Annotated in this window: 11 protein-coding genes; 7 read left to right on the top strand and 4 right to left on the bottom strand. The window is 71.0% G+C overall.

Annotated features, from left to right (window positions below; genetic code table 11):
* Positions 1-77: 77 nt before the first annotated feature.
* The gene (locus ON26_RS15970) at positions 78-827 is read left to right on the top strand and encodes a L,D-transpeptidase (RefSeq protein WP_040796950.1); all 750 of its coding nucleotides are present in this window, start codon (positions 78-80) and stop codon (positions 825-827) included.
* Between the two features lie 227 nt (positions 828-1,054).
* Positions 1,055-1,804 (top strand): DUF8176 domain-containing protein, encoded by a 750-nt coding sequence (locus ON26_RS15975; protein WP_157171920.1) that lies wholly within the window; start codon positions 1,055-1,057, stop codon positions 1,802-1,804.
* A 26-nt stretch (positions 1,805-1,830) separates the two neighbouring features.
* On the opposite strand, the gene ON26_RS15980 is transcribed toward ON26_RS15975, so the two are convergent.
* Complete coding sequence (locus ON26_RS15980) at positions 1,831-2,682, bottom strand: bifunctional 5,10-methylenetetrahydrofolate dehydrogenase/5,10-methenyltetrahydrofolate cyclohydrolase (RefSeq protein ID WP_040796951.1); 852 nt, start codon at positions 2,680-2,682, stop codon at positions 1,831-1,833.
* A 212-nt stretch (positions 2,683-2,894) separates the two neighbouring features.
* Between ON26_RS15980 and ON26_RS15985 the strand changes: the two genes are divergently transcribed.
* Both ON26_RS15985 and ON26_RS15990 read left to right on the top strand, forming a co-directional pair.
* Complete coding sequence (locus ON26_RS15985) at positions 2,895-3,767, top strand: YdcF family protein (protein WP_040796963.1); 873 nt, start codon at positions 2,895-2,897, stop codon at positions 3,765-3,767.
* Positions 3,768-3,837: 70 nt separating this feature from the next.
* The gene (locus ON26_RS15990; RefSeq protein WP_040796952.1) at positions 3,838-4,629 is read left to right on the top strand and encodes a putative protein N(5)-glutamine methyltransferase; all 792 of its coding nucleotides are present in this window, start codon (positions 3,838-3,840) and stop codon (positions 4,627-4,629) included.
* Positions 4,630-4,693: 64 nt separating this feature from the next.
* Here the strand turns inward: ON26_RS15990 and ON26_RS15995 are convergent, their stop codons facing one another.
* The gene (locus ON26_RS15995) at positions 4,694-6,256 is read right to left on the bottom strand and encodes a succinic semialdehyde dehydrogenase (RefSeq protein ID WP_040796953.1); all 1,563 of its coding nucleotides are present in this window, start codon (positions 6,254-6,256) and stop codon (positions 4,694-4,696) included.
* Positions 6,257-6,401: 145 nt separating this feature from the next.
* On the opposite strand from ON26_RS15995, the gene ON26_RS16000 reads away from it, so the two are divergent.
* Complete coding sequence (locus ON26_RS16000) at positions 6,402-7,217, top strand: TetR/AcrR family transcriptional regulator (RefSeq protein ID WP_083884126.1); 816 nt, start codon at positions 6,402-6,404, stop codon at positions 7,215-7,217.
* A gap of 165 nt (positions 7,218-7,382) precedes the next feature.
* Here ON26_RS16000 and ON26_RS16005 read toward each other — a convergent pair whose 3' ends face one another.
* Positions 7,383-7,562: a hypothetical protein gene (locus ON26_RS16005; protein WP_040796954.1), complete on the bottom strand. Its 180-nt coding sequence runs from the start codon at positions 7,560-7,562 to the stop codon at positions 7,383-7,385.
* Positions 7,535-7,846 carry a WD40 domain-containing protein gene (locus ON26_RS16010; RefSeq protein ID WP_040796955.1) on the bottom strand — a complete coding sequence of 104 codons (312 nt, stop codon included), beginning with the start codon at positions 7,844-7,846 and terminating at the stop codon, positions 7,535-7,537. Before ON26_RS16010 ends, ON26_RS16005 begins: the two co-directional genes overlap by 28 nt.
* 229 nt (positions 7,847-8,075) lie before the next feature.
* Between ON26_RS16010 and fabG the strand changes: the two genes are divergently transcribed.
* A complete protein-coding gene (gene fabG, locus ON26_RS16015; RefSeq protein WP_040796956.1) occupies positions 8,076-8,774 on the top strand; it encodes a 3-oxoacyl-ACP reductase FabG in 699 nt (232 codons plus the stop codon).
* 107 nt (positions 8,775-8,881) lie between these two features.
* Positions 8,882-11,080, top strand: a complete 2,199-nt coding sequence (locus ON26_RS16020) for an acyl-CoA dehydrogenase family protein (protein ID WP_040796965.1) — start codon at positions 8,882-8,884, stop codon at positions 11,078-11,080.
* Positions 11,081-11,089: the final 9 nt, after the last annotated feature.

Consider the following 11,089-nt stretch of genomic DNA (forward strand, 5'->3'; position numbering starts at 1 on the left):
ACACGACCGGCCTTGTTGATCATGCGGGCGTAAACTGGTCTATCCCGGTCCACCAGGTTCGAAAGGGGTGGCCGCCCATGCGGAGCGTCCGGCCTGTTCTACTCGCGATCACGGTCATCGCGTTGATGGTTTTCGGTTCCGGCGGCGCGTCCGCGATATCCGTAGGCACCACATCCAGCGGCCTGCGCGCCACCATCTCCCCCTCCGGCGGACGGATGGTCGGCGTCGCCCAGCCGGTCACGGTCGAGTTCGCCGAAGCGGTCACCGACAGGGCTCGCGCCGAGCGGTCCGTGCACGTCACCGCCGACGAGCCGCTGCCGGGCACGTTCTCCTGGGCGAGCGACCGCTCGCTCACGTGGACACCGGACGGCCTGTTGCCCACCAACTCGGTGATCAGCGTGCGCGCCGGTGACGTGCGCACCGAATTCACCACCAATGCGGGCGTCTACGCCGAGGCCGACATGTCCGCACACACCTTCACGGTGAGCATCGGCGGCCAGGTGGTGCGCACCATGCCCGCCTCGATGGGTAAGCCGGGCCGGGAGACACCGACCGGCACCTTCCCCGTGCTGGAGAAGTTCCGCTCGATCGTGTTCGACTCCCGCACCATCGGCATCCCGCTCAGCTCGCCGGAGGGCTATCTCATCGACGGCGAGTACGCCGAAAGGCTCACCTGGGGAGGCGTTTTCGTCCACGCGGCGCCGTGGTCGCTGGACTCGCAGGGCTACGCCAATGTCAGCCACGGCTGCATCAATCTCTCCACCGAGGATGCCGCCTGGTACTACAACACCGTCGGCGTCGGAGACCCGGTCTACATCCACTGGTGAGCCCCGCCGACGTCCGGAGCAGTGCGCCGGGAAGATCCCGCCGACGGCGATGTGCGGCATGCGCGGCCGTGCCGGCACGAGAGCGTTCCGGCGGCGGTGTGTGGCGCTGCGCACGTGCTCGCGCGTCAAGGCCCGTATTTGGCTGATCCGCGTTACCCGGCGGTATCGTGCCCGGGGAGTTTGTTTCGAGGCGTGCCGCGGTGGCGCATCGGATGAAGGGCGGGGACATGAATCGATGGGATCCGGGCGCGCGACCGCAAGCACCGGAGTCCGCATCGCCGGACACCCAGCCGCTGGGGGGCGGCCGTTTCGACGGGCAGGACCGGCTGCCGGGGACGGCGCGGGCGAAGGCTCCGGAGGTGGTCGATCGGACGGGCGCGGGCCGGACCACCGACCTCTTTCCCGAGGAGGACGTCTTCGCGCGGATGATCGACCGCTCACCCAAGCGCGGCCCGCTGTTGCGCTGGGCGCCGGTGGTGCTCGGCTGCCTGGCCGCGGTGGCGCTGGTGGCGGCGGCCACGATCTTCCTGCGCGACGACGGCGCCCCGCGGCAGGCGTCGACCACCGAGGCCGTGCCGACCGCGCCCGGTGACGCCTCCCCCGCCACCCAGTGCCCCGCCGAGCGGGTGGGTAATCGGATCCAGGGCAACGGCTCGGGCGGCACCGATTCCGGGCCCGCGGTGATCTTCGCGTTCCAATACGCCTATTACGTCCAGCGTTCGGCCGAACTGGCGCGCGCCATGGTCGCGCCGAACGCCTCGGTGCCCACCGACGAGGAGATCCAGCAGGGCATCGACTCGGTGCCGGTGGGCACGATCCACTGCGTGGCGATCAACCCGGGCGCGTTCGCGGGCCAGTACCGGGTGGTGGTGACCGAGCACCGGCCGGGGCAGACGCCGGTCTCCTACAACCCGCAGCTGGTCAGCGTCGCGGATTCGGGCGGCCGCACGCTCATCACGAGCATCTCCGCCGCCTGAAGCTCAGCCGCCCGAATCGGTTGGGCTCAGCCGCGGTGCTTTTCGGCCGCTTCGACCACGTGGCGCATGAGCAGGGCCGTGGTGACCGGGCCGACGCCGCCGGGGACGGGGCTCAGGCTCGCGGCCTTGCCCTGCACCGAGGCCGCGTCGACGTCACCGACGATGCCGCCGTCCGGGGATTCGTTGGTGCCCACGTCGACCACGACCGCGCCTTCCCTGACGTGCTCGGCGGCGATCAGCCCGGCCCGGCCGACCGCGGCGACCACGATGTCCGCGGCCGAGGTGACCGACGGCAGGTCGGTGGTGCGCGAATGACAGACGGTGACCGTGGCGTTCTCGGCGAGCAGCAGCTGGGCCAGCGGCTTGCCGACGACGTTCGAGCGGCCGACCACCGCGACGTGCCGCCCCGACAGCGTGATCCGGTGATGCTTCAGCAGTTCCACCACGGCCTGCGAGGTGGCGGGGACGAAGCCGTCGAGGCCGGCGGCGAGCAGGCCGAGCGAGAGCGGGCTGACGCCGTCGACGTCCTTGTCCGCGGCGATCGCGGGGCTCACGTCGTCGAGGGTGACACCCGCGGGCAGCGGGGTCTGCAGCATGATCGCGTCGAAGGCGGGGTCGGCGCTGCGCTCGGTGAGCTCGGCGCGGATGCGTTCGGCCGACGCGTCGGCGCCGAGATCGATGCGGTCGCAGTCGATTCCGAGACGCTCGGCGGCCTTGCGCAGCGAGTTGACGTACCAGGCGCTGGCCGGGTCGTCGTTTGCCACGATCAGGGCCAGCCGCGGTCCGGTGCCCGCGGCGGTCAGCGCCTGCGCGCGCTGCTTGGTGTCGGCATTGATGGCGGCGGCGAGTTCCTTGCCGGTCAGCGAAACGGTATCCACGTCGGGACAGCCTAATCCTCGTGGTGTGCGGCGCCCCCGGAGCCGCCCCGCAGGCGGCTCGGGCGCGTCCGGCGTGTCGCCGTGACCGGTCACGAATTACCAGGGATTCGGCGCGACCGGCCGTATGGTGAATGGGCCCTGTTTCCGCTGTCTCCGAGGCCGATCGCTCGAACCGTAGACCCGTTCACACTCGTGGAAAGGTGTCGACCGAAGTGAGATTCCCCCGGCAAGGCAAGACCCTTCTGGCGGCCGGTTGCGTCGCCGTCGCACTGTCCGGTCTGGCGGGAGCCCCCGCCCAGGCGTCCCCCGAGACCGATGCCCTCTACAACTCCGCGCAGCGCCATTTCACCTCCGGCGATCCCGGTGCCGGCCGCGCGGACCTGCGGGCACTGATCGGCATGGACCCCGCCGATGCCGAAGCGCTCGCGCTGCAGGCCATCTGGTCGCACTTCGACAACGACCTCATCGCCATGAACGACGCCATGAACCGCCTGCGGGCCGTCGATCCCGGTCTGGCCGCGGGTACCGACAATGTGTTCCGCGCGATCGGCGCCGCGGTCGGCACCCTGCCGAATCCGTTGCCCGCGCTGATCGGGCCGCAGACCGGCATCGTGGTGCTCGGCTACGGTCTGCTGCCCGACGGCGCGCTGCGCCCCGAGCTGGTCAACCGGCTGACCGCCGCCTGGATCCAGGCCGTCGCCGCGCCCTTCTCCCCCATCGTGGTGACCGGTGGCAATCCGCAGAACGGCATCACCGAGGCCGAAGCCATGCGCAACTGGCTGGTCGGCCGCGGCATTCCGGCCGCCCGCGTGCACGTGGAGAACCGCGCCGGTTCGACCGTGCAGAACGCCCTGTTCAGCACTCAGTTGCTGCGGAATGTGGGCGCGAACAGCGCGGTGGTGGTCACCTCGCCCAACCACATCCGCCGGGCGGTCGCCGATTTCATCGTCGCGGGCACCCACGTGGTCGGCGCGATGACCTCGCTCGAGCAGTTGGTGTCACAATTGCCCCCGCCCGCACGCTCGTCCCAGCGCGGCATCTATCTCGACGCCACCCGCACATTCCAGCTGAGCACCTCGCGCTGACCACTCCATCGGCCTCGGCAGTCGCGGAATTCACTGGCCTCGGCGCCGGTCGTGCGTCGACTATGGACGGATGCAACGAGTTCTCGCCGACCTCACCATCCGGCTGCGTGCGGCCGGCTGCGTCTTCGCCGAGGAGGAGGCCGCCCTGCTCGCCCGGGCAGCGGCGGCCTCCGGCGTGTCACTGGACGAACTGGCCGAACGCCGGATCGCGGGGTCACCGCTGGAGCACGTGCTCGGCTGGGTGGAGTTCGACGGGCTGCGAATCGCTGTCGAGCCCGGGGTGTTCGTGCCGCGGCAGCGCACGGCCCTGCTGGTGGAGACGGCGGTGACCATGGCCGCGGACCGGCCGGGCGTACTGCGGGTGGTGGATCTGTGTTGCGGGTGCGGGGCGCTGGGGCTGGCCTTCGCGGTCCGGATACGCGCGCTCGGGCGTGAGATCGAGCTGGTGGCCACCGATGTCGATGCGACCGCGGTGCGTTGCGCCCGTGGCAATCTCGCCGAGTACGGCACGGTGGTGGCCGGTGACCTCTTCGAGGCGCTACCGGAGTCGCTGCGCGGGCGGATCGACATCCTGCTGGCCAATGTGCCCTATGTACCCACCGGCGCCATCGCCGATATGCCCACCGAGGCGCGCGACCACGAACCGCACGTGGCACTCGACGGCGGGCCCGACGGCCTGGCCGTGCTGCGCCGGGTCGCCGAGGCGGCGCCCTCCTGGCTCGCGCCGGGAGGCTCGGTGCTGTGCGAGACGAGCCGGGATCAGGCGGCCGCTGCGGTGGCGGCGTTCGCCGACGAGGGGTTGTCGGCTCGGCGGGTCGATTCCGAGGCGTTGTTCGCGACGGCCGTGGTCGGGGTCCGTTAGGCGCTGAAAAGCGTGTGCCTCGATCAGCGTGCGCCGGGCAGAAACTGCTGCCCGGCAGCTCTTCTCACTTCTGGCGCAGGATGTTCATGATGCGCAGGTAGAGCGTCATGACCCGGGCCCACAGCTGTTCGGACATGCCCGGCAGCGGGGCGACCGGCAGCACCCGCTGGGTGGCGATGGTCTGGGTGTCGACGTACTTGAGCAGGCCTTCGGGGCCGTGCCTGCGGCCGGTGCCGGAGATCCCCAGGCCGCCCGACGGCGCGTCGACGCTGCCCCACGCGGCGATGAACCCTTCGTTGACGTTGACCGATCCGGCCTGGATGCGGGCGGCGACCCGCCTGCCGCGCTCGGCGTCCTTCGTCCAGACGGAGGCGTTGAGACCGTAGGGGGTGTCGTTGGCGGCCTCGACGGCCTCGTCCTCGCTCGCGACCTTGTAGATCGAGACGACCGGGCCGAAAGTTTCCTCGCTGTGCACGGTCATCTCCGGGGTGACGCCGGTCAGCACGGTGGGTTCGTGGAAGAACGGGCCGAGGTCGGGGCGGTGGCGGCCGCCGGCCAGCACGGTCGCGCCCTTGGCGACGGCGTCGTCGATGTGGGCGCGCACGGTGTCGAGCTGGCGCTGGAAGGTCAGCGAGCCCATGTCGGCGCGATAGTCCAGTCCGCCACCGAGTTCGATGCCCTCGACCGCGGTGACGAATTCGCGCACGAAACGGTCGTGGACGGCCTCGTGGACGTAGATTCGCTCGATGGATTCGCACAGTTGGCCCGCGGAGGCGAAGCACGCGCGCACCGCGATCTTCGCCGCCCGGCCGACATCGGCGTCTTCCAGCACCAGCAGCGGGTTCTTGCCGCCGAGTTCGAGCGAGTAGCCGATGAGCCGTTGCCCGGCCTGCTGGGCGATGGTCCGGCCGGTCGCGCTGGAACCGGTGTAGTCGACGTAGTCGGCGCGGTCGATCACCTCCCCGCCGATCACCGAGCCGCGACCGAGCACCGCCTGCCACAGGCCCTTCGGCAGCCCGGCGCGCTCGGCGGCGTCGATCGCCCACAGGGTGGTGAGCGCGGTCTGGTTGTCCGGGCGCGCGACCACGGCATTGCCCGCGGCCAGGGCGGGCAGCGCGTCGGAGACCGAGAGCGCCAGCGGGTAGTTCCACGGCGAGATCACCGCGACCACGCCCTTGGGACGATGCAGCACATCGACTGTGGTGAGCACCGGCAGCACGCCGCGCGGCTTGCGCGTGCCGAGCAGTCGATTCGCCTGCGCCGCGTAGTATCTCGCGTTCACCGCCACATCGGCGACCTCGTCGAAGGCGTGCGCGCGGGACTTGCCGGTCTCGGTCTGCACGATGTCGAGGACGGTGTCCTGCTCGGCGAGCACGATCCGGTGCAAGCGGCGCAGCACGGCGACCCGCTCGCGCACCGGCCGCTGCGCCCATTCCCGCTGTGCCGCGCGGGCGGTGACGAAGGCCCGGTCGATGTCCTCGACCGAGGACTGCGGCAGGTCGGCGATCTTGGCTCCGGTGACGGGTGCGAAGACCTCGACGGTGCCCGCGCCGCCCGCGACGGCGCGGTCCAGCAGCGGCTTCACCAGGTCGGCGGACAGTGCGGCGGGCGGGGTAACGGTCGTCATCGGCGCTCTCTCCGGCATGTGGGGGCGGGGATCGTTGAGTGTTCAACTGAACACCAGTGTTAGATTAATGACGCAGCACGGCCCGGTGTCAAGCTTCTCGTGGCGGCGCACCGCGGCCGCCGCCGTCGTCCTGTGAGGTTGCACCATGCCATCCGAGACCAGCTCGCCCGACACCGCCGAGGTCGCACCCGGGGTCCACCGTCCCGGCCTGGTGGCGGCCGGAGCGGCGCAGCCCGAGGCGAACGTATCCGCGGCAGGCGTGGGCGCCGACGAGCGCGACGCCGCCCGGCCCGAACCGAGGGCGGCCCGCCGCGGCAGACCGCCGCAGAGCGAGCGGCAGGCCGAACAGGTGCGCGCCCGCATCGTGCGCGCCACCGCGGAAGTGTTCAGCCGCAACGGTTCTCGCGGGATGACGGTCGCACGCATCCTCGAACAGGCCGAGCTGGCCCGGCCGACGTTCTACCGCTACTTCGGTAAGGCCGAGGAACCGCTGCACGTCCTGCTCACCGAATCCAACGACCGCCTCACCGGCGGTATCCACGCCGCCCTGCGCGCCTCGGCCGATCCGGTGCCGCTGACCGTCGGCCTCATCGACGCCTACCTGGACTGGGCGCGCGGGCACGGACGCATGCTCGGCCCGTTGTTCGCCGAGTTCCACGACCCGGCCTCCCCCGTCTCCGCCTACCGCGAGCGCGCCCTCGACGACATCCGCGCCGCCGTCCGGGCTAGATTCGCTGCTCTGGGCCGACCCGCCCCCGCGCCGCTCGATCTGGACGCCGCCCTGCACCTGTGCGAGTACGTGATCTTCCGTATCTCCACCGCGGCCGAGGGCGAGCCCGCCCCGGAGGTCGTGGACGCCGCCCGGCTCACCATGATCCGATTCCTGCTCCCCGTCCTCGGCACCCGCGCCGACCTGCAATACGCGCTCGACCTGCCCGGCATGTTTCCGCCGGACGCCTGACCGAAGGACATGGACGGCGTCGGGGTCCGGACGGGATCGTCGCCGAGCACCGGGTGGACGCCTGCCGGCAGCTCGGCCGAATCCGAGACCACGTGAGGGGACGTCGCGCAGGCGCGGCGGCATCCTGATCGAGCTCCTCGGGCGGCGGTCCGGTGGAGCGGCGGTCTACCGCGCCGGGAGGGGCGAGAAAGTGATCACGCCGTCCACAGCGGTGGCGACGGTGCCGCCGTCCGGGCTGTAGGCGGCGATGTCGACCGCGCCCTCGGGGCCGGGGTCGAGCGGGCCGTCCACGACCGGACCGTCGGCTGTGTCGCGGATCAGGACGGCGCCGTCGAAATAGCCCATCGCGACGAGGGATTTGCCGTCGGGGCGAAGGTGAGGCCGAAGATCGAGTCGGGGAAGCCGAGTTCGCCGATCATCTTGCCGTTGGCGCTCTCCCAGAGCCGCAGGGCCCCGTCGAAGGCGCCGGTGGCCATGATGGCGCCGTCCGGGGAGAACGCGATGGCGTTGACGTTTCCGATGTGGCCGTGGTCGATGCGGCGGATCTGCCGGAGGGTCGCGGTGTTCCAGAGGATGAGGCTGTCATCGGTACCCGCGGTCGCCAGCATGTCGGCGGTGGGGTTGCACACCGGACAACACGGCGAAATCGGGCGTGATCGTCCGGCGACGGTGACCCTACCGTTGTGAGCGGTCGGTTTCTGTCGGTGGAACGACCGGCGCCGCCGCACACGCCACGCATGCGCCGCCGGGAGCGCGTGTGACCCGCACCCCTATGCTGTCGGCGGCGGTCGACGGCACAACCGGGCCGGGCGGCCGATCCAATCCTTACTGGTACGACATATTTTCGGAGGCAACCCCATGCGCGTGCTCGTCACCGGCGCCAATCGCGGAATCGGAGCCGCGATCGCCGGCCACCTCGTCGCCGAAGGGCATACCGTCTGGGGTACGCACCGGGGGTCGACGGTGCCCGACGGGGTGCACGGCGTGGAGTGCGATGTCACCGACGACGCCTCGGTCGACGCCGCGTTCACCCACATCGAGAAGACCGACGGTCCGATCGAGGCCGTGATCGCCAATGCGGGCATCACCGACGACACCCTGATCATGCGGATGAACACCGAGCAGTTCAGCCGCGTCATCGACACCAACCTGACCGGCGTGTTCCGGGTGATCAAGCGCGCGACCCGCAATATGGTGCGCAACCGGCTGGGCCGCATCGTCATCATCGGCTCGGCCTCCGGTCTGGCCGGTATGCCCGGTCAGGTGAACTACACCGCCGCCAAGGCCGGTGTCGTCGGCATCGCGCGCTCGCTGGCGCGCGAGCTGGGTTCGCGCAATATCACCGCGAACGTGATCGCGCCCGGCTTCACCGAGACCGACATGGCGGCAGGCGTCAACGAGAAGGTCGCCGAGATCGCCCTGCAGGCCATTCCGCTGGGCCGCTTCGGCAAGCCCGAAGAGGTCGCGGCCACCACGGCGTTCCTGCTCACCCCCGGCGCCGCCTACATCACCGGCACCGTCATCAATGTCGACGGCGGCATCGGCATGGGTCACTGACCCGAACGGCCCGGCTCAACACGGCACCACGATTCTAGAACCTGTTCTAATCTGGGAGCCGTAGCGAGCCGGGACCGAACCGGTCCCCCGACCGGGAGTGAGTGAACGTGCCTGTTGCCCTGACCGCCGATCAAGCGGCGTTGGCGGAGAGCGTCGGCGGATTCGCCGCGCGTCACGCCACCCGCGAATACACCCGGAAGAACACCGAGCAGTTGCGGCGCGGTGAGCTGCCCTCGTTCTGGGCCGAACTCGTCGCGACCGGACTGACCGGCGTGCATCTACCGGAGAACGTCGGCGGGCAGGGCGGTTCGCTCGAGGAGATCGCGGTGGTGATCGCCGAGTTCGGTAAGGCGCTGCTGCCGGGCGCGCTGCTGCCCAGCGTGCTCGCCAGCACCGTGGTGTCGGGAGCCGAGGCGGGCGAGCACACCGAGGCCGCGCTGCGCCGGTTCGCCGAGGGCGCGACCGGTGCGGTCGTCACCCCGGAGCACGCCGTGGCTCTCGGCGAGGATGCGGCGAGCCTGACCGGGACCACCGGACCGGTGCTCGGCGCGGTCGCGGCGCAGGTCTTCGTCGTGGCGGCGGGCGGGCGCTGGTTCCTGATCGACTCCGACGCCGCAGGCGTCACAGTGACCGCCGAGCCCGGCGCCGACCTCGGTCGCGATATCGGGCGGGTCGTCTTCACGCACGCGACGCCGAGCGCCGAACTCAGCGGCGTCGACGGCGACCGCGCGGCCGACCTGGTGGTCGCCTTCCTGGCGGTCGAGGCCGCGGGCGTGATCCGCTGGTGCTCGGACACCGCCACCGAATACATCAAGGCGCGCAAGCAATTCGGGCGTCCGGTCGGCGCCTTCCAGGCCGTCCAGCACCGGGCCGCGCAATTGCTCATCACCAGCGAACTGGCGACCGCCGCCGCCTGGGACGCGGTGCGCGGTCTCGACGACGAGCCCGGTCAGCGCGTGCACGCCGTCGCCGCGGCCGCGCTGACCACGCTGGGCAACGCGGTGCACGCCGCGGTGGAATGCCTCGCCCTGCACGGCGCGATCGGCTTCACCTGGGAGCACGATCTGCACCTGTACTGGCGCCGCGCCATCACCCTGGCCGGGCTGGCGGGGCCGGGTGAGATCTGGGAGCGCAGGCTGGGCGAGGTCGCGATGGACGGTCCGCGCAACTTCGCCGTGCCGCTGCCGGAGACCGACCCGACATTCCGCAACTGGGTGTCCGGCATCCTGGATCAGGCTGCGGCACTGGACAATCCGAACCCGAGTACGCTCGGCGACCTGGACATGGTCGCCATCGGCCCGCGCCGCACTCTGCTCGCCGACCACGGCCTGGTCTGTCCGCCCATGCCCAAGCCCTACGGCATCGAGGCCGGGCCGCTCGAGCAGCTGATCCTGCAGGACGAGTTCGACAAGCACGGCATCGCCCAGCCGTCGATGGGCATCGGCCAGTGGGTGGTGCCGATCGTGCTGCAGCGCGGCACCCCCGAACAGCTCGCCCGCCTGGCCGCGCCCGCGCTGCGCGGCGAGGAGATCTGGTGCCAGCTGTTCAGCGAGCCCGAGGCGGGTTCGGATGTGGCGTCATTGAGCCTGCGCGCCACCAGGGCCGACGGCGGCTGGCGGCTCAACGGCCAGAAGATCTGGACCACGCTGGCGCATCGCTCGCACTGGGGTCTGCTGCTGGCCCGCACCGACCCGGAGGCCGAGCGTCATCGCGGGCTGACGGTGTTCCTGGTGGACATGCACGGCGAGGGCGTCACCGTCCGGCCGATCACCCAGTCCAGCGGTGACGCCGAGTTCAACGAGGTGTTCTTCGACGACGCCTTCGTCCCCGACGAGATGGTGCTCGGCGAGCCGGGACAGGGCTGGGCGCTCACGCTGGAAACCCTTGCCCAGGAACGGCTTTTCATCGGCGGTGTCCGCGATCCCGGCCACAACAAGCGCATCGTGGGGATCATCGAGCGCGAGGAGTTCGCGGGCAGCCGCGACGCGGCGCTGCGCACCCTGGGCCGGATCAGCGCGCGCGGCGCGGCGATCTCGGCGATGAACCTGCGCGAGACGATCCGCAGGCTCGACGGCCAGCCGGTCGGACCGGGCACGAGCATCGCCAAGGCCGCCGCCGCCATGCTGCACACCGACGCCGCGGCGGCGGCGCTCGAATTGATCGGCCCGGCCGCCGCACTGAGCGAGACGGTGAACGAGGTCGTGCATCACGAACTCGACATCCCCACCTGGGTGATCGGCGGCGGAACCCTGGAGATCCAGCTCAACACGATCGCGACCCTGGTGATGGGGTTGCCGCGCAAGTGAGTCGGACGG

Source organism: Nocardia higoensis NBRC 100133, from assembly GCF_000308595.1.
Lineage (GTDB): Bacteria > Actinomycetota > Actinomycetes > Mycobacteriales > Mycobacteriaceae > Nocardia > Nocardia higoensis.